Annotated in this window: 20 protein-coding genes; 12 read left to right on the top strand and 8 right to left on the bottom strand. The window is 66.3% G+C overall.

Annotation, left to right across the window (positions count from 1 at the left end):
* Positions 1–165: 165 nt before the first annotated feature.
* On the bottom strand, positions 166–2,604 hold the full coding sequence (locus NAV27_RS05700) for a Lon protease family protein (protein WP_102827658.1): 2,439 nt from the start codon (positions 2,602–2,604) through the stop codon (positions 166–168).
* A gap of 268 nt (positions 2,605–2,872) precedes the next feature.
* Between NAV27_RS05700 and NAV27_RS05695 the strand changes: the two genes are divergently transcribed.
* The 6 genes from NAV27_RS05695 (at position 2,873) to NAV27_RS05670 (ending at position 9,681) form a co-directional block, all read left to right on the top strand.
* Entirely contained in the window at positions 2,873–3,901 is a 1,029-nt protein-coding gene (locus NAV27_RS05695; protein WP_102827659.1) for a cytochrome-c peroxidase, read from the top strand.
* Positions 3,902–4,033: 132 nt separating this feature from the next.
* Positions 4,034–4,369 carry a cupin domain-containing protein gene (locus NAV27_RS05690; RefSeq protein ID WP_232249073.1) on the top strand — a complete coding sequence of 112 codons (336 nt, stop codon included), beginning with the start codon at positions 4,034–4,036 and terminating at the stop codon, positions 4,367–4,369.
* Positions 4,370–4,559: 190 nt separating this feature from the next.
* Complete coding sequence (locus NAV27_RS05685; RefSeq protein WP_043298006.1) at positions 4,560–5,429, top strand: c-type cytochrome; 870 nt, start codon at positions 4,560–4,562, stop codon at positions 5,427–5,429.
* Positions 5,430–5,471: 42 nt separating this feature from the next.
* The gene (locus tag NAV27_RS05680; RefSeq protein ID WP_043298007.1) at positions 5,472–6,842 is read left to right on the top strand and encodes a cbb3-type cytochrome c oxidase subunit I; all 1,371 of its coding nucleotides are present in this window, start codon (positions 5,472–5,474) and stop codon (positions 6,840–6,842) included.
* 5 nt (positions 6,843–6,847) lie between these two features.
* Positions 6,848–7,669 (top strand): CbbQ/NirQ/NorQ/GpvN family protein, encoded by an 822-nt coding sequence (locus NAV27_RS05675; RefSeq protein WP_284692205.1) that lies wholly within the window; start codon positions 6,848–6,850, stop codon positions 7,667–7,669.
* Entirely contained in the window at positions 7,669–9,681 is a 2,013-nt protein-coding gene (locus NAV27_RS05670) for a nitric oxide reductase activation protein NorD (RefSeq protein ID WP_102827662.1), read from the top strand. The genes NAV27_RS05675 and NAV27_RS05670 overlap by 1 nt, the downstream gene beginning before the upstream one ends.
* 58 nt (positions 9,682–9,739) lie before the next feature.
* Here NAV27_RS05670 and mscL read toward each other — a convergent pair whose 3' ends face one another.
* Complete coding sequence (gene mscL / locus NAV27_RS05665) at positions 9,740–10,156, bottom strand: large-conductance mechanosensitive channel protein MscL (RefSeq protein ID WP_077682601.1); 417 nt, start codon at positions 10,154–10,156, stop codon at positions 9,740–9,742.
* A 219-nt stretch (positions 10,157–10,375) separates the two neighbouring features.
* On the opposite strand from mscL, the gene NAV27_RS05660 reads away from it, so the two are divergent.
* On the top strand, positions 10,376–10,645 hold the full coding sequence (locus NAV27_RS05660; protein WP_008567452.1) for an HP1242/YdcH family protein: 270 nt from the start codon (positions 10,376–10,378) through the stop codon (positions 10,643–10,645).
* 57 nt (positions 10,646–10,702) lie between these two features.
* Here the strand turns inward: NAV27_RS05660 and NAV27_RS05655 are convergent, their stop codons facing one another.
* Complete coding sequence (locus tag NAV27_RS05655; RefSeq protein ID WP_043298011.1) at positions 10,703–11,137, bottom strand: CopD family protein; 435 nt, start codon at positions 11,135–11,137, stop codon at positions 10,703–10,705.
* Between the two features lie 116 nt (positions 11,138–11,253).
* Here NAV27_RS05655 and radA point away from each other — a divergent pair, with 116 nt between their 5' ends.
* Complete coding sequence (gene radA, locus NAV27_RS05650; protein WP_077682600.1) at positions 11,254–12,615, top strand: DNA repair protein RadA; 1,362 nt, start codon at positions 11,254–11,256, stop codon at positions 12,613–12,615.
* Between the two features lie 3 nt (positions 12,616–12,618).
* Here the strand turns inward: radA and NAV27_RS05645 are convergent, their stop codons facing one another.
* The 4 genes from NAV27_RS05645 to NAV27_RS05630 all read right to left on the bottom strand — a co-directional run bounded on the left by NAV27_RS05645 (position 12,619) and on the right by NAV27_RS05630 (position 15,596).
* Positions 12,619–12,987: a PilZ domain-containing protein gene (locus NAV27_RS05645; protein WP_008567455.1), complete on the bottom strand. Its 369-nt coding sequence runs from the start codon at positions 12,985–12,987 to the stop codon at positions 12,619–12,621.
* A 58-nt stretch (positions 12,988–13,045) separates the two neighbouring features.
* The gene (locus NAV27_RS05640) at positions 13,046–13,507 is read right to left on the bottom strand and encodes a methyltransferase family protein (RefSeq protein ID WP_102827663.1); all 462 of its coding nucleotides are present in this window, start codon (positions 13,505–13,507) and stop codon (positions 13,046–13,048) included.
* Between the two features lie 73 nt (positions 13,508–13,580).
* Positions 13,581–14,213, bottom strand: a complete 633-nt coding sequence (locus NAV27_RS05635) for a response regulator (RefSeq protein ID WP_102827664.1) — start codon at positions 14,211–14,213, stop codon at positions 13,581–13,583.
* A 33-nt stretch (positions 14,214–14,246) separates the two neighbouring features.
* Positions 14,247–15,596 carry a cache domain-containing protein gene (locus NAV27_RS05630; protein ID WP_102827665.1) on the bottom strand — a complete coding sequence of 450 codons (1,350 nt, stop codon included), beginning with the start codon at positions 15,594–15,596 and terminating at the stop codon, positions 14,247–14,249.
* A 213-nt stretch (positions 15,597–15,809) separates the two neighbouring features.
* Here NAV27_RS05630 and NAV27_RS05625 point away from each other — a divergent pair, with 213 nt between their 5' ends.
* The 3 genes from NAV27_RS05625 (at position 15,810) to yjiA (ending at position 19,263) form a co-directional block, all read left to right on the top strand.
* Positions 15,810–17,867 (top strand): carbon starvation CstA family protein, encoded by a 2,058-nt coding sequence (locus NAV27_RS05625; RefSeq protein WP_102827666.1) that lies wholly within the window; start codon positions 15,810–15,812, stop codon positions 17,865–17,867.
* A gap of 58 nt (positions 17,868–17,925) precedes the next feature.
* Positions 17,926–18,129 (top strand): YbdD/YjiX family protein, encoded by a 204-nt coding sequence (locus NAV27_RS05620; RefSeq protein WP_003288055.1) that lies wholly within the window; start codon positions 17,926–17,928, stop codon positions 18,127–18,129.
* A 162-nt stretch (positions 18,130–18,291) separates the two neighbouring features.
* A complete protein-coding gene (gene yjiA, locus NAV27_RS05615) occupies positions 18,292–19,263 on the top strand; it encodes a GTPase (protein WP_102827667.1) in 972 nt (323 codons plus the stop codon).
* Between the two features lie 187 nt (positions 19,264–19,450).
* Here yjiA and glyA read toward each other — a convergent pair whose 3' ends face one another.
* On the bottom strand, positions 19,451–20,704 hold the full coding sequence (glyA, locus tag NAV27_RS05610) for a serine hydroxymethyltransferase (protein ID WP_008567462.1): 1,254 nt from the start codon (positions 20,702–20,704) through the stop codon (positions 19,451–19,453).
* A gap of 251 nt (positions 20,705–20,955) precedes the next feature.
* On the opposite strand from glyA, the gene ettA reads away from it, so the two are divergent.
* Positions 20,956–22,623 carry an energy-dependent translational throttle protein EttA gene (gene ettA / locus NAV27_RS05605; protein ID WP_054093481.1) on the top strand — a complete coding sequence of 556 codons (1,668 nt, stop codon included), beginning with the start codon at positions 20,956–20,958 and terminating at the stop codon, positions 22,621–22,623.
* Positions 22,624–22,625: the final 2 nt, after the last annotated feature.

The following is a 22,625-nucleotide window of genomic DNA, read 5'->3' as shown; positions in this document are numbered from 1 at the left end:
GCGGTCCTCGCAACCTGGCTGCCGCAACGCCGAAGGCCAGCGCTGCCAGGCAGCCTGCTTATCCCCACCGGCTGTGGATAAACCTGTGGATGGACGGTGAATGGAGCCTGCCCGGTAGACCCGCCGCCTGCGCTATCGTTCCGCTTGTTAGGCGAAAAGTGCCATCTATTTGCCTTCTTCCTCCGGCGCCTTCGCGCCAGCCGGGCGACCCTCTTCCGGCTTGTCGTCATCTTCCAGATCGATGGCAGCGATATCGCGCAGCCGTTCCACCACGCGCGCATTCACGCTGCCGGACGGAAAGCGCCCCTGCTCGTCCGCTGCGCCCACCTGCTCGCCGACCAGCAGCGACAGCGCCTCATCGACCTGACGCACCGCGTAGACGTGGAAGCGCTCGCAGCGAACCGCCTCGAGTACCCGCTCGTCGAGCATCAGCGTAGCGACGTTGGCGAAAGGAATGATCACGCCCTGCTCGCCGGTCAGCCCGCGCGCCTCGCAGAGGCGGAAGAAGCCCTCGATCTTCTCGTTGACCCCGCCAACCGCCTGGACCTCGCCGAACTGGTTGATCGAGCCAGTGATGGCGAAACACTGTTTGAGCGGCGTGCGCGACAGCGCGGAAATCAGCGCGCAGCACTCGCCCAGCGAGGCGCTGTCGCCGTCGACATAACCATAGGACTGCTCCAGCGCGATGCTCGCCGAGATCTCCAGCGGAAACTCCTGCGCATAGCGGCTGCCGAGATAGCCGGTGAGGATCATCACGCCCTTGGAGTGGATCGGCTGGCCGAGGTTAACCTCGCGCTCGATGTCGACGATGCCCGAGCCGCCTGGATAGACGGTGGCGGAAATGCGCGCCGGCATGCCGAACGCCGAATCGCCCACCTCCAGTACCGTCAGCCCGTTGCACTTGCCGATGGCCGCGCCTTCGCTGTCGATCAGGATCACGCCGGCGAGGATGTCATCGAGGATGCGCGCCGACACCCGGCCGGTGCGCGTCGCCTTGGCCTTCAGCGCACGTTCGATGTGGCCGACGTCCGTCACCGCGTCCTTGGCCAGCTGACGGATGAAGTCGGCCTCGCTGACCAGCTGGAACAGATCGCCGATACGCGCCGACAGCCGCCCCTGGTGCTCAGCCAGCCGCGCGCTGTAAGTCGCCAGCCGCGCCACCGCGGCGGCGCTCAGCGGCGCCATGCCCTCCTCCGAGGTGCGGGTCTTGAGCAGTTGGGCGAACTGCTCGAGGCTGTCCTCGGCCAGCGGGATGTCCTCGTCGAAGTCCACCAGCACCCGGAACATCTCCTGGAAGTCCGGGTCCAGGTCCTGCAGCGTGTAGTACAGCTGCCGCGAGCCGATGATGATCACCTTGACGTTGAGCGGAATCACTTCGGGCGTCAGCGTCACCGTGGCCAGACGACCGAGCTCGGCCAGCGGCGACTCCATCTTCAGCTTGCGTGACTGCAGGGCACGCTTGAGCGCCTCCCAGACGAAGGGTTCGCCGAGCAGTTTCTCCGCCTCGAGCATGAGAAAGCCGCCGTTGGCGCGATGCAGCGCACCAGGGCGCAATTGCCGGTAGCTGGTGTAGAGCGCGCCCTGATCGGTGTTGTATTCGATGCGGCCGAACAGGTTGTCGTAGGTCGGATGCGGCTCGAAGACCACCGGCGCACCGGCGTCGAGGCTGTGGCCGACCATCAGACTCGGGCTGTACTGCTCCTCCAGCAGCACCCGGCTCTGCGCTTCCGGGCGATTCTCGTCCACCAACTGCTCGACCACCGTCTTCAGCAGGTTGACCTGCACCGCTTGCAGATAGGCCTCGACCCCGGCGTTCTCCGCATACTTCTGCGACAACGGCGCCAGCAGCGGCTGTAACGCCTGGCTGATGGTTTCGTCATTGAGCAGGCGCAGCTGATTGGTCGACTCGCGCTTCCACTGCGGCAGGCTGGCCAGCTCCTCGTTCAGGCGTACCTCCAGCGCGGAAATATCGTTGTGGTAGCGCTCGCGCTCGGCTTCGGGCAGCAGGGCGAAATCGGCTTCGTCCAGCGCCTTGCCATCCTTCATCGGGGTGAAGGCGATATTGCTGGCATCGCGGTACAGCGCGATCTCCTTCTCCAGTGCGAGCTTTTCGATGATGTCCAGCGCCTTGTCGTAGCGCTGATTGAACGCGCGATCGATGGCGCTCTTCTTCTGCTGAAAGCTCGGGTGCTCGAACACCGCCGGAAAGGTCGCCAGCAGGTTGTCGATCAGCTGGTTGATGTCGGCGATGAAGGCCGCCGCACTGCCCGGCTCCAGCTTGAGCACACGCGGCTCGCGCGGTTCGTCGAAATTGTTGATGTACAGCCAGTCGGCCGGCGTCTGCAGGCGCTTGCCTTCGGCGCGCAGATAGCGGCGCACGAAGGAGAAACGACCGGTGCCCGGCTCGCCCATGACGTAGACGTTATAGCCGGGGCGCGGCATCGCCACGCCGAACTGCAACGCCTCGACGGCCCGTTCCTGGCCAAGCACGCCGAGGAACGGCTCCAGCTCGTCGGTGTTGGTGAAGTTGAACTGGCTGGGGTCGAACGGACGGGTCAGCGCATCGGGTGCCAGGCGCAGCCCGGCCGCGATATTTTCAGACATCGGGAATCCTTGAGGATGGCACGCGGGCCACGATTGATGCCGCCATTCTGGCGTCGCCACGGACACGCCGCAAGGCTGCCGGCTGCAGCGTCGGTGCTTCGGGCCGAGCCGCGTCCGCGATCGCACGAACAGGCGAACCCGAACCACGTTGTCACACGCCGACACACTTGGTCGCAGCCGTATGTCCCCGTCGGTTTGATTCAGGTCAACCGTCCGCGCCGCTGAAAGGGGCTTGCTAGAGCCTTCCCAAACAAGGAGACCTATCGTGATGCGTCCCTCTCACGCCCTGTTGCTTAGCAGCCTACTTTTTTCCGCCGCGGCGCATGCCGACGAGCTGCGCGAGCGCGCCAACGCCGTCTTCAAGCCGATTCCAGCCAAGGTCACCGAAGTTCGCGGCAAGACCGTCAGCGAGAACCAGGCATTGCTCGGCCACAAGCTGTGGTTCGATCCGCGCCTATCCAGCAGTCACATCATCAGCTGCAACAGTTGCCACAACCTCAGCATCGGCGGCAGCGACAACGTGCCGACCTCCATCGGCCACGGCTGGCAAAAAGGCCCGCGCAACTCGCCGACCGTGCTCAACGCGGTATTCAACGCCGCGCAGTTCTGGGACGGACGCGCCAAGGACCTGCAGGAACAGGCCAAGGGCCCGGTGCAAGCCAGCGTCGAAATGAACAGCACGCCCGAGCGCGTCGTCGCCACGCTCAAGAGCATCCCGGAGTATGTCGCCGAGTTCAGCAAGGCCTTCCCCAACGACGAAGACCCGGTCAGCTTCGACAACATGGCCTACGCGCTGGAGGCCTTCGAGGTCAGCCTGACCACGCCGAATTCGCCGTTCGACCGCTTCCTCAAGGGCGAGGACAAGGCTCTGGATGATCAGCAGAAGAAAGGCCTCGCGCTGTTCATGGACGTCGGCTGCAGCGCCTGCCACAGCGGCGTCAACCTGGGCGGCCAGAGCTACTTCCCGTTCGGCGTGATCAAGAAGCCGGGTGCGGAGATCCTGCCGACCGGCGACAAGGGCCGCTTCGCCGTGACCAACACCGCCAACGACGAATACGTGTTCCGCGCCGCGCCACTGCGCAACATCGCCCTGACGCCGCCGTACTTCCACAGTGGCGAGGTCTGGGAACTGGAACAGGCGGTGGCGATCATGGGCGACAGCCAGCTCGGCCGCCAGCTCTCCGAAGATGAGGTCGGTGCGATCACCGCCTTCCTCCACAGCCTCACCGGCGAGCAGCCGCAAGTCGCCTATCCGCTGCTGCCGGCAAGCACCGCCAGCACACCGAAGCCCGAGTAAGCGGCTCTGCGATCCCGACGCAGACGCATCGGGATCGCCCTGGGCGCAACGGCACCCCTCGTCCGGCTGGTTGGACAACCCCGGATACCTCTACTAGCCTCGAGCAAGACATGACCAAAGTGAATGTCGCTCATGGCTCTGAAGCATGCCCGATCCGGTGAAGTGATCCATCTGCTGCGCGCAGACCAGCTTCCCGAACTCAAGTCACAAGCCCTCGTCAGTACGCCCGAGCTGGAGGTCATGCGTCTGGTGCTCAATGCCGGGCATCTCGTTCCCAGCCACGCCGTGGCGGGCTCCATCACCATCCATTGCCTGCAAGGCAGCATCGAGGTCCAGGCCGACGGGCGCCGGCAGACGCTGCACGCCAACGACATGATCTATCTGGCCGGCCAGGCCGAGCATGCCTTACAGGCCATCACCGATACGGTCACGCTGGTGACCATCCTGCGCGTGCCGGCACCGCCCTGATCGCGTCGGCCGCAAGCACCGGACTTCCCCCACCACGTCACTCCACAGAGGAATGCGGCCTTGGAAAGAGCTCTACGGATACTCAGCTTCGTGGTCCTCGCGCTGATGCTGGTTGCCATTCTGTACGCCGGCGGCATCGGTATCACCCACTGGACAGGCATCGGCGTGTGACGGCCGTTGAGGCATCTCAATGAACAAACGACAAACCCGCTCCTTCGCCGTCATCTCCACCGCCATCGCCACGGTGGTCTTCCTCGGCCTCACGGTGGACAGCCACCGGCAGTTTCCCAAGCTGACCAACGCCGAGACCATCACCCCCGAGGTGACTCGCGGCAAGGACGTCTGGCACGCGAAGAACTGCATCAACTGCCACACCCTGTTTGGCGAAGGCGCCTATTACGCGCCAGACCTCACGAAGATTTCCCAGCTGCGCGGCGCGCCCTACCTCACCGCCTTTCTCAAGGACCCAGGCAGGTTCTACGACGAACAGCGCCATCGCCGGCTGATGCCCAACCAGAACCTCAGCGACGAGGAAATCGCCGCGCTGATCGCCTTCTTCGACTGGGTCGCCAACGTCGACAACCAAGGCTGGCCGCCGCGACCGATTCTGGTCACCGGCTCGTCGATTCCCGGCACCGACCTGACGCTGGCGCAGCAGGACGCTTCCGGGCCCGGCAAGGCCGACGCCGCGCTGCCGCCGGGAGCACGCCCGATCGGCGGCGCCGAGGATCCGATCGCCAAGGGTGAGGCGCTGTTCCGCACCGCCAGCCCGGCCTGCAATGCCTGCCACTCCATCGCGCCGGGGGTGAACCTGGCCGGGCCGACGCTGGCGGGCCTCGCCTCGCGAGCCGAACAGACGATGGCCTCGGCGGACTACAAAGGCAGCGCCGACAGCATCGAGGCGTACATCCGCGAGTCCATCGTCTCCCCCAGCACCTATCTGCATCCGGGCGACATGTATTCGGCGGGCGGCACCTCGTTCATGCCGAATACCTACGCCCAGTCGCTCACCGACGAGCAGCTCGACCAACTGGTCGCGTACCTCGCGACATTCAAATAACAGCGGCAGCTGCCGCGGGACGACACTTGTAGAGGTCAGGCTATGCGCTACAAATCACAGTCCGTCGCTTATTGGTATTTCGCCGTCGCAATGGTGCTGTTCGGCCTGCAACTGGTATTCGGCCTGCTCTCGGCAGCGAAATACCTGGGCCCCGATCCGCTGCTGAACCTGCTGCCCTTCGACGTCACCAAGGTGATTCACACCAACCTGCTGATCGTCTGGGTGCTCACCGGCTTCATGGGCGCCACCTACTGGATGGTCCCGGACGAATCGCGCAGCGAGCTGCACAGCACCAAGCTGGCCTACATCCAGCTCGGCCTGTGGGTGGTGATGGGCGTCAGCGCCATCATCGGCTACCTGTTCCGCTTCGGCACCGGCAACAAGCTGCTGGAGCAGCCACTGCCGCACAAGATCGTCATCGTCATCTGCATGCTGATCTTCCTCTACAACATCGGCATGACGATCAAGAAGTCCGGCCGCTTCACCACTACCGAGGGCGTGCTGTTGCTCGGTCTGGCCAGCGCCGCGGTGCTCTACCTGCCGGCCCTGCTGCATTACGAGAACTACACGGTGTCGATCTACTACCGCTGGTGGACCATTCACCTGTGGGTCGAAGGGGTGTGGGAGATGATCCAGGGCGGCTTCCTCGCCTACCTGCTGATCCGCCTGTCCGGCGCCGATCGCGAGGTGATGGAGAAGTGGCTGTACGTGATTGTCGGCCTGGTGTTCATCGCCGGCATACTCGGCACCGCGCACCACTATTACTGGGTCGGCGTACCCGGTTACTGGCTGCCGCTCGGCGGCTTCTTCAGCGCGCTGGAGCCGCTGGCGCTGATCGGCATGGCGATGTACGCCTACTACGCCATGCGCCGCTCGGGCCTGGCGCATCCGAACAAGCTGGCGCTGCACTGGACCCTCGGCAGCGCGGTGTTCACCCTGTTCGGCGCAGGCCTGCTGGGTTTTGCCCACACCTTCCCCAGCGTCAACAAGTGGACCCACGGCACGCTGATCACCGCCATGCACGGCCATGCCGCGTTCTACGGCGCCTACGCGATGATCGTGATGGCGATGATCGTCTATGCCCTGCCGTCGCTGACCCGCGGCCGCGAAGAGGAAGGCGGCACCATCGGCTACTGGGCGTTCTGGCTGCAGCTGGCCGGCATGTTCGGCATGACCCTGTCGTTCGCCACTGCCGGCATCGGCCAGGTCTATCTGGAACGCATCCTCGGCATGGGGTATCTGGATACGCAGCTGAAGATCCAGATCCACTTCCTCATGCTGGTGGCCACCGCCTCGATCTTCGCCACCGGCGTCGGCCTGTTCATCTATGACTTCTTCCGCCACCCGCGACGGATCGAGGTCGAGACGAATGAGGTGCAGCCGACCAACGCTCCGGCGCGGCACGTACTGTGACCGACATGAATGTCTCGCCCATGCCGCGCGGCGAACGCCTCCCGTTTCCGACCGCCGAGCCTTGGTACCAACCGAATGCCGACGAGGTGCAGGTCTTCGAGCAGTGCCACGCGCGCCAGCTGGCGGTGATGCTCAAAGGGCCGACCGGCTGTGGCAAGACACGCTTCGTCGAGCACATGGCCTGGCGCCTCGGCCGGCCGCTGATCACCGTGTCCTGCCACGACGACATGACCGCCAGCGATCTGCTCGGACGCTTCCTCATCGGCACTGACGGCACGCGCTGGATCGACGGCCCACTGACCCGCGCGGTGCGCGAGGGCGCGATCTGTTACCTCGACGAAGTGGTCGAGGCGCGCCAGGACACCATTGTCGTGCTGCATCCACTGACCGACTACCGGCGCATCCTGCCGCTGGACAAGACCGGCGAAACCCTCGAGGCGGCGCCAGGCTTCCAACTGGTGGTGTCCTACAACCCGGGCTACCAGCGCATGCTCAAGGACCTCAAGCCCAGCACCCGTCAACGCTTCGTCGCACTGGAGTTCGATTTTCCCGATGCCGACCGCGAGGCCGCCATCGTCGAGCGCGAAGGCGCTATCGACGCGCCTACCGCACGCGCGCTGGTCAGCCTCGCCGGGCGCCTGCGCGCGTTGCAGGATCGCGGCCTGGCGGAGCTGCCCAGCACCCGCCTGCTGATCGCCACGGCCCGCCTGATCGGCAGCGGCGTCGCGTTGCGCAGCGCCTGCAATGTCGCGCTGATCGCCCCGCTGTCGGACGACCCCGCGCTGGTCGGCGCCATGCGCGAGCTGGTCGAGCTGACGTTCGTCTGATGGCCGAAGCCGAAGACGTCGTAACCGACGTTGCCCGCCACGCCACCGTTTACGTTCAGGCGCTCTGGCGCCGGCGGCGTGAATCGGCGGCACCGGCGCGGCCGACCCTGGCGGACGTCGCCGACCACCTCGACCTGCTGCTGCATGCCAGCCTCGGCCAACGCTTCACCCTGCGCGCGGCGCAGCCGCCGGCGCCACCTACGTTGCTGGAGAAACTGTTCCGCCGCGTCGAGGCGCCCTATCTACAGCACGCCGTGCCGGCCACCGATGGCCGCACGATCTGGCTGCCGGCACGCCTGGACACGGCCGATCCGGCCGACGCCCGCACGCTGTACCGCACCCTCGCCCTGCAACAGGCAGTGCGCGCGCGGCGCGGCGCGGCGGCGCTTGTGCAACGCATCGAATCTCCGCTGCAGCGCAGCCTGTTCGTGCTGCTCGAAGCCTGGGCGGCGGATACGCACCTGATCGCGCAGCTGCCGGGCCTGCGCGCTGCCATACAGCAGCAGCGCAACCAGCTGCTGGCCGCGCGGCCGCCGCTGGCCCGCTTCAGTGCCGCGCGCCAGCCGCTGGAAGCATTCCTGCGCCGCTTGCTGCAGTCGCCAAGCGACGCTGCGCCCGACGAGCTGCCCACATGCTTCGACGGCCATCAGGCGTTGCAGCTAGCGGCACGGCTGGCGGCCCGTCTCTATCCACACGGCGAACCGGCTGGCGCCACGCTGCTGCCCGACCTGTGGACCGGCGAGCTGCGCGCACCGTCCCGGCTGGATCCGCTCGATGCGACGACGACCGCACCGGACCCCGCCGCCGCACCACCGCGCAGCGCTCGCCTGCCGCGTCGGCCGCAGGTGCGCGAGGCCGCCGATGACGAGGACGACGACACTCAGCCGGGCATCTGGATGGTGCAGCCTTCGCCTCCGCTGGAACATGCCGAGGACCCGCTCGGCATGCAGCGCCCCAGTGATCGCGACGAGGCGACCGCGGCCGAGGACTTCGCCGACTCGCTCAGCGAGCTCAACGAGGCGCGACTGGTGGTCAGCCCCGGGAGCCCGAAGGAAGTCCTGCTGTCCGACGATCCACCCGAGCCGCGCGCGCGCTGCACGCGCGACACACCGAACGCCACCGCCGCCCTGCGCTACCCGGAGTGGGACTACCGCAGCCGCAGCTACCGCCATCCCGGCGCGCAGGTGCTGCTGTTGCCGGCGCCGCCCGGACCGCAGCAGTGGATCGAACAGACGCTCGAACGCCATCGCAGCATGCTGGCGACCATCCGCCGCCAGTTCGAGCAGCTCAGCGCACGGCGCCTGCGTCTGCGCCGTCAGCTGGATGGCGACGAGGTGGATCTGGACGCCTACCTCGACGGCCTCGCCGAGGCCCGCGCCGGCCTGAGCATGCCGCAGGCGCTGTACCAGACGCAGCGACTGCAGCAGCATGACCTGGCGATCATGCTGCTGGTCGATGCCAGCGGCTCCACCGACGGCTGGCTGAGCAATCACCGCCGGGTCATCGACGTCGAGCGCGAGGCGTTGCTGCTGGTGTGCCTGGCGCTCGACGGGCTGGGCGAGCCTTACAGCGTGCAGAGCTTCTCCGGTCAGGGACCGAACGCAGTGACGGTGCGCAGCCTCAAGGCCTTCGGCGAGCGCTACGGCGAAAGCGTCGGCCGGCGCATTGCCGGGCTGGAACCGGAGCACTACACCCGCGCCGGCACCGCCATCCGCCACGCCAGCAGCCTGCTGATGCAGCAGCCGGCGACGCACCGGCTGCTGTTGCTGCTCTCCGATGGCAAGCCCAACGATGTCGACGAATACGAAGGCCGCTATGGCGTCGAGGACCTGCGCCAGTCGATCACCGAGGCTCGGTTGCAGGGCATCCGGCCGTTCTGCCTGACCATCGACCGTCAGGCCGCCAGCTACCTGCCGGCCGTGTTCGGCGTGCACCAGTACGCCCTGCTGCCCAAGCCGGAGCTGCTGCCACGCGTGCTGCTGGACTGGCTCAGGCGACTGATCGCCGCCTGAGCGGTGCTAAAACGAAAACGCCCTGCAGGTGCAGGGCGTTCGGTCAGCGCGAATGCGCTCAGGGCTGGTTGCGGTTCTGCTCACGCAGCAGGTCGCGGATCTCGGTGAGCAGCAGCTCCTCCTTGGTCGGCGCCGGCGGCGCGGCGGGCGCTTCAGCCTCCTTGCGACGCAGCGAGTTCATCGCCTTGATCGCCAGGAAGATGGCGAAGGCGACAATCAGGAAATCCACCACCGTCTGGATGAACGCGCCGTAGCGCAGCAGCACCGCCGGGGTTTCGCCGACCGCCTCCTTGAGCACGATCGCCAGATCGGAGAAATCCACGCCGCCGATCAGCAGCCCCAGCGGCGGCATGACCACTCCGTCGACGAAGGAGGAGACTATCTTGCCGAACGCGGCGCCGATGATGATACCGACGGCCATGTCGATCACATTGCCGCGCATGGCGAACGCCTTGAATTCGCTGATCAGGCTCATATGAGAAATCCTTAGCTGAGGAAGAAGTGCCAGCATGCGCGCCGCTCCGCGACGGCCGAGGCCCGTCCTAGAGCATAGGCGTTCGGTCGGGAGTCGACCACACCAACCGCGCGTTCGTCGCGCGTCGCCAGCGCCGCGGCAATCGCTTGATCGCCGTCAACCGAGTAACACGGAGGCGCGGCTAAGGTAGCACTTCCCTGTACATCCCGGAGCAGTTCCATGCACGTTGAACACCACCCCCTGGTCAAGGATTTCCCCGAAAAGCGCGAGCAGCTGCAGAAACTGCGTCAGGAAGATCCGGTTTTCGCCCGCAAGGCCGATGAATACGAAGCGCTGGACAAGCGCATCTGCCGCGTCGAAGACGGCGTCGAAACCCTCGACGATGCCGCGCTGAACGCCCTCAAGCAGGAGCGTGTGAATCTGAAAGACGACATCGCCCGCGACCTCAAGCGCGCCGGTGGCAGCTGCTGCGGCGGCTGCTGCGGCTGAAGCCCGACAGATCGTCACGAAGCCCGCATTCGCGGGCTTCTTTGTTTCTGCCGTCGGTCAGAACAGCCCGCCGAAGCGGAATCCCGCGCCAACCCAGACGAATGCCACGGCTGTCAGCGTGATCAGCACGATATGCGCGCCCAGTTGCGGCAAACGTTGCGCGTCGAGTTTGGGAATCAGCGCCAGCCGCGCGTGCACGCCCAGCACTGCGGTCAGCCCGAGCAGCACCAGCTTGGCCTGGATCAGCTGCGCCGCCGGCGTCGCGCCGAACCACTGCGCATGCGGTAGCCACAGGCTGGCCATCCACAAGCCCGTGACGATCTGAATCAGCAGCGCCGGAATGCCGATACGCTCGTAGATCTGCTCGAAGTTGCGCACCGGCTGCGGGTCGCGCTGGCGCAGCGCCTTGGGCAACACGCCGAACAGCAGCACCAGATGGCCGCCGACCCAGACGCTGGCGCCCAGCAGGTGCAGAAACAACAGATGACGCATGGCGCTCACTCCCGTTCGATTTGTTTACAGTCTGACGGCTGCTGCGCCGCTTGTGGCTGATGGCAATCAAGTCAGCCGTTATCATGCGACTCCATTTGCCCCACGCGGAGTTTCCCATGGCCAAGGCCAAGCGCATGTATGGCTGCACCGAATGCGGCTCGACCTTCCCCAAGTGGGCCGGCCAATGCGGCGACTGCGGCGCCTGGAACACGCTGGTGGAAACCGTCGTCGAGGCCGCTCCCGCAGCGTCGGGGCGTGCCGGCTGGGCCGGTGATCAGGCCAACATCAAGACGCTGGCCGAAGTCAGCGTCGAGGAAGTGCCGCGCTTCTCCACCGCCTCCGGCGAGCTGGACCGCGTGCTCGGCGGCGGCCTGGTGGACGGCTCGGTGGTGCTGATCGGCGGCGACCCCGGGATCGGCAAGTCGACCATCCTGCTGCAGACCCTGTGCGCCATCGCCCAGCGCTATCCGGCACTGTACGTCACCGGTGAGGAATCCCAGCAGCAGGTCGCGATGCGCGCGCGCCGCCTGGACCTGCCGCAGGACAAACTCAAGGTGATGACCGAAACCTGCATCGAGTCGATCATCGCCACCGCCCGGCTGGAAAAGCCCAAGGTGATGGTGATCGACTCGATCCAGACCATCTTCACCGAGCAGCTGCAGTCCGCGCCCGGCGGCGTCGCCCAGGTGCGCGAGAGCGCGGCGCTGCTGGTGCGCTACGCCAAGCAGAGCGGCACGGCGATCTTCCTCGTCGGGCACGTGACCAAGGAAGGCGCCCTGGCCGGGCCGCGCGTGCTCGAGCATATGGTCGACACGGTGCTCTATTTCGAGGGCGAGTCCGACGGCCGCCTGCGCCTGTTGCGCGCGGTGAAGAACCGCTTCGGCGCGGTGAACGAACTCGGCGTGTTCGGCATGACCGACAAGGGCCTGAAGGAAGTCACCAACCCCTCGGCGATATTCCTCACCCGCGCCCAGGAGGCGGTGCCGGGCAGCGTGGTGATGGCCACCTGGGAAGGCACCCGGCCGATGCTGGTGGAGGTGCAGGCTCTGGTCGACACCAGCCACCTGGCCAACCCGCGCCGCGTCACCCTGGGCCTCGACCAGAACCGCCTGGCCATGCTGCTGGCCGTACTGCATCGCCATGGCAGCATCCCGACCTACGACCAGGACGTGTTCATCAACGTGGTCGGCGGCGTGAAGGTACTGGAAACCGCGGCGGATCTGGCGCTGATGGCCGCGGTGATCTCCAGCCTGCGCAACCGGCCGCTGGATACCGATCTGTTGGTATTCGGCGAGGTGGGCCTGTCCGGCGAGATCCGCCCGGTGCCGAGCGGTCAGGAGCGCCTGAAGGAGGCCGCCAAGCACGGCTTCAAGCGCGCCATCGTCCCCAAGGGCAACGCGCCGAAGGAGGCGCCGACCGGGCTGCAGATCATCGCAGTGACGCGTCTGGAACAGGCGCTCGACGCGCTGTTCGAGTGACAGCTAGAAACCGCCCAGCGCCGCCAGCTCGCGCTCCAGCAACGTCTCGTCGCCGAGGTTGAGTTCGACCAGCCGGCGCAGGTGGGCGATCGAGTCGAGGTCGATGTGCTGGCAGGCGAAGCCGATCAGCTCGCCCTCCTCGTGGGCCATCGTCACCTCCATGCGCACCTCCGCGTCGCCGGACAGCCGCACCCGCGCCTGAAACGGTTGCGCGGCGTCGGCGTCCCACTGCTGCGGCCGGCGCACCAGCAGGCCACGGAGCGACAGATCATGCAGCTCCACCGGCCAGCACCGCTCGCCCTGGCGCAGCTCGGTGGTGGCGTCGAACTCGATGCGCTGGAAGCGCCGACGATCGCTGGGGGAATCAGTCATCAGAAAATCACTCCGCAAAACCTGGAATCACTATAGACAGCCGCGCCGGCGCACGTCGTCACAACCAGCGGCGCACGCGCCGGCAATAGTCGCGGTAAGCATCGCCGAACAGCTCGTTCAGCAGGCGCTCCTCGTGGACGATCACCCCGCGCTGCATGGTGAGGATCAGCAGCGGCAACAGCAGCCACGGCCACAGCGTGCCCCACAGCAACGCGATGCCGGCGTAGATCAGGCTGTCGGCCAGGTAGATCGGATTGCGCGAGACGCGGAACGGCCCCTCCTCCAGCAGCTTCGCCGGCGTGCCGTAGGGATTGACCGTGGTGCGCCGCCAGAGCATCAGCAAGCCGGCCCAGAGCATCAGCACCACACCGGCGTCAATCAGCCCCCAGCCGAGGTAGTGCGTCCACAGCGTCTGCGGCAGCCCGAGCGGCAGCAACCCGTCGAGCGCCCAGGCGGCGGCGAGGAACAGCAGATAGATCAGCGGAGGTGGCAGCAGGACGCCGTTGGCACGTTTGAACATGGAAGGCTCCGGGGCGGGCGGTTCGCTGCAGTCTACGCGGTTCGCCGGGGCACCGCTGTGCGGCGCCTGATGCCTAGCGCGGGGCGATGCTCAGCGCATACCGGATCAGCGCCGCCGTGCCATCGATGTTCAGCTTGCGGCGGATGCTCAGCCGGTGGGTTTCCACGGTGCGCACGCTGATCGCCAGTTCGCGCGCCATCGCCTTGCTGTCCAGACCGCGGGCAAGCATCTGCAGGATCTGCTCCTCGCGCGGGGTGAGGTTGTGCGCGGCGGCGTCCTGCCGCTGTTCGGCCAGTCGACGGGTGATCTCCGCGCTGTAGAAGGTGCCGCCGGCGGCAACCGCTTCGATCGCGGCGATGATCTCCCGCGCGGAGGAATCCTTGAGAACGTAGCCGCGCGCACCGGCATGGATCGAACTGCGCACGTATTCGAGGTTGTCGTACATGCTCAGCATCAGCACCTGCAGCCGCGGGTACAGCTGGCACAGGCGCCGGGTCAGCTCCAGGCCGTTGGTGTCCTTCAGGCCGATGTCCAGCAGCAGCAGGTCCGGTTGTACCTGTTCGAGCAGTTCGAGCGCCGCGGCGCCGCTGTCCGCCTCGCCGACCACCTCGATCTGCGGCATCACGGCCAGCAGCGCGCGAATGCCGTCGCGCACCAGCGTGTGGTCATCGACGAGGGCTATGCGGATCGGGGTGCCGGAATTCATGGGCGACTCTTCTGGCAGGCGGTGGCTCGCGGCTCAGCTCGCCGAGACCGGCAATACTACATGCATCGCGCTGCCCTCAGAGCTGGACGAAAGACTGAGTTGTCCGCCGAGGTGCTCGATCCGCTCGCGGATGTTGCGCAGGCCGATGCCGCCGGGCATGCGCTCGATGGTGCGCGGGTCGAAGCCGATGCCGTCGTCGCGCACCTGCAGCTGCACGCCATCGACGCTCGGCGCAAGGTCGATCTGAACCAGGCTGGCGCGGGCATGCCGTTCGATATTGGTCAGCGCTTCCTGAACAATGCGAAACAGCGCCACCGCCACCGCGTCGGGCAGCGGCGCATCGCCCAGCTGCTGACGGCAGACCACCGTCAATCCGCACCGCTGCTCGAATTCCGTGGCCAACTGGCCGATGGCCGCCGACAGCCCGAGGGTGTCGAGCAGCGAGGGACGCAGATCGTGGGAGATGCGCCGCACCTCGCCGATGGCGCCGCCGAGCCGTTCGATGGCCTGCTCAAGACTGTCCAGCCCGCCGCTGGCGCCGCGCTGCAGCTGGTGGGCGGCCAGCTCGAACTGGAACTTGATCGACACCAGCAGCTGGCTGATGCCGTCGTGCAGCTCGCGCGACACCCGCGAGCGCTCGTCCTCCTGCAGGCTGAGCAGGCGCTGGTTGAGTGCCTGCAGCTTGCGGTCGGCCAGACGGTGCTCCTTGATGCTCAGCATCAGGCTGCCGATGAACACCACCAGCACCACGATCAGCGTGACCCCGGCGATGGCGATCATCGTCGCGCGGATACCGCTGGCCACCTCCGAGCGCACCTGCCGGGTGGCCCGCTCGATGTCTTCCAGATAAATGCCGGTGCCGACCATCCAGCCCCAGCCGTCAAGCATGGTCACGTAGGCCAGCTTGTCGGTTTCCTGCCCGCTCGATGGCTTGCGCCAGGAGTAGCGCTGGAAACCGTCGCCGCTCATGGCGCTCTTGAGCAGCGCCTGGATCACCGGCAGGCCGTGGATGTCGGTCATGTGCCAGAGATCGCGGCCGACCAGCTCCGCCTGGCGCGGATGCATCAGGTTGCGGCCGCGGTCGTCGTAGACGAACAGATAGCCATCCTCGCCGAAACTGATTTTGCCCAGCACATCCAGCGCCTGCTTCTGCGCCGCGGCGTCGCCGCGCCCGCCATCGTGCAGCGGTGCGATCACGCTCAGCGCCATCGCCACGTAGTTCTTCAGCTCGGCCTGCTTGCTGGACAGGATGGCGCTCTCGATCAGCTGCACCTGCTGCTCGCCGAGCCGCTGGTTCTGCAGCAGCACCAGCGCGCAGATGATCGCCACCGCCAGCAACAGCGGCAGGATGCCGAGGGCAACGATCTTGTGCTTGAGCTGCATGGGACGTCTCGCGAATCGGAATGCGCGGATGCGCTGGGTCGGGGGCTCGCGACGCGCCTACGTAAATCTACGTAGCCACGCTGAGTAGTACTGCGAATACCGGCGATTGCAGGTTGTGGCGATAGTAGCAAGGCTCGCCCGAGGCGCGCGCATTCACCATGCCCAATAACAATGACGCCGCAGACCCTACAGTCGACGGCGGGAGAAAACTCTATGAACCGATTGGTCAGCCAGCTCGCCTGGTTCGCCCTCGCAGTGCTGGGCGCCGTCGCCCTCGGTGTCGTCGCACTGCGTCGCGGCGAAGCCATCAACGCACTCTGGATCGTGGTCGCCGCCGTGGCGATCTATCTGGTCGCCTACCGCTACTACAGCCTGTTCATCGCCACCAAGGTGATGCAGCTGGACCCCACCCGCGCCACCCCCGCCGTGCTCAACAACGATGGTCTGGACTTCGTGCCGACCAACAAGCACGTGCTGTTCGGCCACCACTTCGCCGCCATCGCCGGCGCCGGCCCGCTGGTCGGCCCGGTACTCGCCGCGCAGATGGGCTACCTGCCCGGCACGCTCTGGCTGATCGCCGGCGTGGTGCTGGCCGGTGCGGTGCAGGACTTCATGGTTCTGTTCCTTTCCACGCGCCGCAACGCCCGTTCGCTGGGCGACATGGTGCGCGAGGAGATGGGGCGCATCCCCGGCACCATCGCGCTGTTCGGCTGCTTCCTGATCATGATCATCATCCTCGCGGTGCTCGCGCTGATCGTGGTGAAGGCGCTGGCGCACAGCCCGTGGGGCATGTTCACGGTGATGGCGACCATCCCGATCGCCATGTTCATGGGCGTGTACATGCGCTACCTGCGTCCGGGCCGTATCGGCGAGATCTCCATCATCGGCGTGGCGCTGCTGCTCGGCTCGATCTGGCTCGGCGGGGAGATTTCCACCGATCCGTACTGGGCTGGCGTGTTCACCTTCACCGGCGAGCAGATCACCTGGATGCTGGTCGGCTACGGCTTCGTCGCCGCAGTGCTGCCGGTATGGCTGATCCTCGCGCCGCGTGACTACCTGTCGACCTTCCTCAAGATCGGCACCATTGTCGCGCTGGCCGTCGGCATCCTGATCCTCGCCCCCGAACTGAAGATGCCGGCGCTGACCCAGTTCACCGACGGCACCGGCCCGGTGTGGAAGGGCGCGCTGTTCCCGTTCCTGTTCATCACCATCGCCTGCGGCGCGGTCTCCGGCTTCCACGCGCTGATCAGCTCGGGCACCACGCCCAAGCTGCTGGCCAACGAAACCCATGCCCGCTACATCGGTTACGGCGGCATGCTGATGGAGTCGATGGTCGCCATCATGGCCATGGTCGCCGCCTCGGTGATCGAGCCGGGCGTGTACTTCGCCATGAACAGCCCGCCGGCAGTGGTCGGTGCCGACGTCGCCAGCGTGGCCGCGGCGGTCAGCAACTGGGGCTTCGCCATCACCCCGGAAGCGCTGGAAGGCGTGGCCCGCGACATCGGCGAGAGCAGCATCCTCAACCGCGCCGGCGGCGCGCCGACGCTCGCCGTGGGTATCGCGCAGATCCTCCACCAGGTGCTGCCAGGCGAGAACACCATGGCGTTCTGGTACCACTTCGCGATCCTGTTCGAGGCGCTGTTCATCCTCACCGCGGTGGACGCCGGCACCCGTGCCGGGCGCTTCATGCTGCAGGACCTGCTCGGCAACTTCATCCCGGCGCTCAAGCGCACCGACTCCTGGACGGCCAACGTGGTCGCCACCGCCGGCTGCGTGGCGTTGTGGGGCTACCTGCTGTACCAGGGCGTGATCGACCCGCTGGGCGGCATCAACACCCTGTGGCCGCTGTTCGGCATTTCCAACCAGATGCTCGCCGGCATCGCGCTGATGCTCTGCACCGTGGTGCTGATCAAGATGAAGCGCCAGCAGTATGTCTGGGTCACCCTGCTGCCGGCCTTGTGGCTGCTGATCTGCACCACCGTCGCCAGCCTGATCAAGCTGTTCGACGCCAACCCGGCGGTGGGCTTCCTCGCCCTGGCCGACAAGTACCGCACCGCGCTCGACGCCGGTCAGGTACTGGCGCCGGCCAAGGACCTCGGGCAGATGCAGAACGTGATCATGAACGCCTACACCAACGCCGGTCTGACCGTGCTGTTCCTGGTGGTGGTGTTCAGTATCCTGTTCTACGCGTTGAAGGTTGGCCGCGCCGCCTGGATTCGCAGCGAGCGCACGGACAAGGAAATGCCCTTCGAGGGCATGCCCAGCGCCTGACCCCAGCCGTGCCGGGTGCCGCGAGGCGCCCGGCCATCATTGCAAGAGGAGCACCGCCGTGTTCAACGACCTCAGCCGCATGGGCAAGTACCTCGGCCAGGCCGCGCGCATGCTGGTCGGCATGCCCGACTACGACACCTACCTCGAGCACATGCGCAGCACCCACCCGGACCAGCCGGTGATGAGCTACGAGGCGTTCTTCCGCGAGCGCCAGGATGCTCGTTATGGCGGTGGCAAGGGGCGGCCGATCCGCTGCTGTTGACCTGGGGTAGGGTGGACGACCGCGTAGCGTTGTCCACCATTGGCCACAGAGTAGCGGTGGACAAGCCGGCGGCGTTGTCCACCCTACGGCAGATGCCCGTCCCGCCATTGATTCCCCGCGCCACGCCTTGCCGTGGCGCGTTTCGTTGCGAGGAGTGCCTTCATGTCGCAAGCCCCCATCCCGGTCACCGTGCTGACCGGCTTTCTCGGCGCCGGCAAGACCACCCTGCTCAGGCACATGCTGCAGGCCGAGCATGGCCTGAAGCTGGCGGTGATCGAGAACGAGTTCAGCGAGACGCCTATCGACGGCCAGCTGCTCGGCAGTGAGCCCGTCGAGCTGCTGACCCTGGCCAACGGCTGCGTCTGCTGTTCGATCCATGTCGAGCTGGAGAAGGCGCTGTATCTGCTGCTGGACAAGCTGGACAGCGGCGAGCTGGCCTTCGAGCGCCTGGTCATCGAATGTACCGGCCTGGCCGATCCGGCGCCGGTGGCGCAGACCTTCTTCGCCGGCGATGAGCTGTGCGAGCGCTACGTGCTCGACGGCATCATCACCCTGGTCGACGCGGCCAATGCCGAGCGCCATCTGCAGGAATCCATCGCCCAGGCGCAGGTCGGTTTTGCCGACCGTATCCTGCTGAGCAAGACCGACCTGGTCGAAGCCCCGGCCGTCGAGGCGCTGAGCCAGCGCCTGCAGCGGATCAACCGCCGCGCGCCGATCCATATCGTCGAGCACGGGCGCATCGAACTGGCCGAACTGCTCGATATCCGCGGCTTCAACCTCAACGCCGACATCGCCCCGGCGCCGGCGCTGCGGCCGCTGCTGCCGGCGACCAGCAAGGACCGCATCGCCACACTGGTACTGCACAGCGAGCGCCCGCTGGACATGCAGCGCCTGAGCGCCTTCATGGAAGACCTGCTGGAGCGCCACGGCAATGCGCTGCTGCGCTACAAGGGTGTGCTGGAGGTGGCTGGCGAGCCGCGCCGACTGGTGTTTCAGGGCGTGCTCAGGCTGTACGGCTTCGACTGGGACGCCGAATGGGCCGAAGACGAGGCGCGGCGCAGCGTGCTGGTGTTCATCGGCGACAACCTGCCGGAAGCCGAGATCCGCGCCGGCTTCGCCGCAGTACAGGCGTAGGGTGGACAACGGCGCAGCCTTGTCCACCGTTCTGCGCTACGGATGGCTGGCCGGCGGGTGGCGCGAACCGGGCCAAGCCGCACGCAGCTAGCCCGCCCTGCGCACCGCCGATCTGATTCCGAGGCATTTCCTGCAGACAAAAAGAAACCCGGCCGAGGCCGGGTTTCTTCATTGCAGCGCGCGAATCTTACTTGCCGTATACCGGCAGCTTGGCGCAGACGGCCTGGACCTTGGCGCGCACCGCGTCGACCACGGACTCGTCGCCCATGTTGTCGAGGATGTCGCAGATCCAGCCAGCCAGTTCACGGCACTCGGCTTCCTTGAAGCCACGGGTGGTGACCGCCGGGGTGCCGATGCGCAGACCGGAAGTGACGAACGGCGAACGCGGGTCGTTCGGCACGCTGTTCTTGTTCACGGTGATGAAGGCGCGGCCCAGAGCGGCATCCGCGTCCTTGCCGGTGATGTCCTGCTTGATCAGCGAGAGCAGGAACAGGTGGTTCTGGGTGCCACCGGACACCACGTCGAAACCGCGCTGGATGAACACTTCGGCCATGGCCTGGGCGTTATTCACCACTTGCTGCTGGTATGCCTTGAACTCGGGCTGCAGGGCTTCCTTGAAGCACACCGCCTTGGCGGCGATGACGTGCTCCAGCGGGCCACCCTGGGCACCCGGGAAGACTGCGGAGTTGAGCTTCTTCTCGATCTCCTCGTTCTTCTTCGCCAGGATCAGGCCGCCGCGCGGGCCGCGCAGGGTCTTGTGGGTGGTGGTGGTGACCACGTCAGCGAACGGCACCGGGTTTGGGTAGACGCCAGCGGCGACCAGACCGGCCACGTGGGCCATGTCGACGAACAGGTAGGCACCGACCTTGTCGGCGATTTCGCGGAAACGCGGGAAGTCGAGTTTCTGCGAGTAGGCGGAGAAGCCGGCGACGATCATCTTCGGCTTGTGCTCAACGGCCAGACGCTCGACTTCGTCATAGTCGATCAGGCCCTGGTCGTTGATGCCGTACTGCACGGCGTTGTACAGCTTGCCGGAGGACGACACGGACGCGCCGTGGGTCAGGTGGCCGCCGTGGGCCAGGCTCATGCCGAGGATGGTGTCGCCCGCGCTGAGCAGCGCCAGGTAGACAGCAGCGTTGGCCTGGGAACCGGCGTGCGGCTGGACGTTGGCGTAGTCGGCGCCGAACAGCTGCTTGGCGCGGTCGATGGCCAGCTGCTCGACCACGTCGACGTGCTCGCAACCGCCGTAGTAGCGCTTGCCCGGGTAGCCTTCGGCGTACTTGTTGGTCAGCACCGAACCCTGGGCTTCCATCACCGCCGGGCTGGTGTAGTTCTCCGAGGCGATCAGCTCGATGTGGTCTTCCTGACGCTGGGCTTCCTGCTGCATGGCAGCGAAGAGTTCGGCGTCGAAGCGTTCGATGGTCAAGTCACGGCTGAACATGGCAGTCCTCTGAAGTCAGCTGGCGGTAAAAATAGAGCGGCGGATTCTACCCCAATCCGCCGCACGACGGGTATGAGCGCCGGTCATGCACAAGATGAGCGCGGCTGCCGTCAGGCGCCGCCCCGGCCGGGCGCCGCGGTTTGCCCTGCCCGGTGCATTCGGGTAGCGTTGCGCCCTTTAAGCGCGCCCCGGCTACGCGGCTTCGCGCAGCCGGTTCGAGTCTCTTCATCACCGTCACGGGCATCGTTTTCATGGCTCAATACGTCTACACCATGCACCGGCTGAGCAAGGTCGTTCCGCCGAAGCGTGAGATCCTCAAGAACATTTCCCTGTCGTTCTTCCCGGGCGCCAAGATCGGCGTGCTCGGCCTGAACGGCGCCGGTAAGTCCACCCTGCTGCGCATCATGGCCGGCGTCGACACCGAGTTCGACGGCGAAGCTCGCGCCATGCCGGGCATCAATGTCGGCTACCTGCCGCAGGAGCCGCAGCTCGATCCCGAGAAGACCGTGCGCGAGATCGTCGAGGAAGCGGTCAGCGTGATCAAGGACGCCCAGGCGCGCCTGGACGCCGTCTACGCCGCCTACGCCGAGCCGGATGCCGACTTCGATGCGCTGGCCGCCGAGCAGGCCAAACTCGAAGCGATCCTGCAGGCCTCCGATGGCCATAACCTGGAGCGCCAGCTGGAAGTTGCCGCCGATGCCCTGCGCCTGCCGGCCTGGGACGCCAAGGTCGGCCACCTGTCCGGTGGCGAAAAGCGCCGCGTGGCGCTGTGCCGCCTGCTGCTGTCGGCGCCGGACATGCTGCTGCTGGACGAACCGACCAACCACCTGGACGCCGACTCGGTGGCCTGGCTGGAACATTTCCTTCACGACTTCCCCGGCACCGTGGTGGCGATCACCCACGACCGCTACTTCCTCGACAACGTCGCCGGCTGGATTCTCGAACTCGACCGTGGCCAGGGCATCCCGTTCGAGGGCAACTACTCGCAGTGGCTGGAAGCCAAGGCCGCGCGCCTGGAGCAGGAAGCCAAGCAGGAGTCGGCGCACAAGAAGGCCATGAAGGCGGAACTGGAGTGGGTGCGCCAGGGCGCCAAGGCCCGCCAGTCGAAGTCCAAGGCCCGTCTGGCGCGCTTCGAGGAAATGCAGTCGCAGGAATTCCAGAAGCGCAGCGAGACCAACGAGATCTACATCCCGGCCGGCCCGCGCCTGGGCGACAAGGTCATCGAGCTGAAGAACGTGCGCAAGGGCTACGGCGATCGCGTGCTGATCGACGACCTCTCCTTCAGCGTGCCGAAAGGCGCCATCGTCGGCGTGATCGGCGGCAACGGCGCGGGCAAGTCCACGCTGTTCCGCATGCTGATGGGCAAGGAAACTCCGGATTCGGGCAGCATCGAGATCGGCGAAACCGTGCAGCTGGCCTGCGTCGACCAGAGCCGCGATGACCTGGACGGCAACAAGACGGTCTGGGAAGCGGTTTCCGACGGCCTGGACCAGATCCGCATCGGCAACTACGAGGTACCGTCGCGCAGCTACGTCGGTCGCTTCAACTTCAAGGGCGCCGACCAGCAGAAGTTCGTCAAGGACCTCTCGGGCGGTGAGCGCGGCCGCCTGCACCTGGCGCTGACGCTCAAGCAGGGCGCCAACGTGCTGCTGCTCGACGAACCGTCCAACGACCTCGACGTGGAAACCCTGCGTTCGCTGGAAGAGGCGCTGCTGGACTTCCCCGGCTCGGCCATCGTCATTTCCCACGACCGCTGGTTCCTCGACCGCGTGGCCACCCACATCCTCTCCTACGAGGACGACGGCGGCGTGGTGTTCTTCGAAGGCAACTACAGCGACTACGAAGCCGACCGCAAGAAGCGCCTCGGCGACGCCGCTTCGCAGCCGCACCGGGTCAAGTACAAGAAGCTCGCACAATAATG

It is taken from the genome of Stutzerimonas degradans (genome assembly GCF_024448505.1).
Classification (GTDB): domain Bacteria; phylum Pseudomonadota; class Gammaproteobacteria; order Pseudomonadales; family Pseudomonadaceae; genus Stutzerimonas; species Stutzerimonas degradans.
The sequence above is the reverse complement of the archived record's forward strand: the minus strand, read 5'-3'. Positions and strand labels throughout refer to the sequence as shown.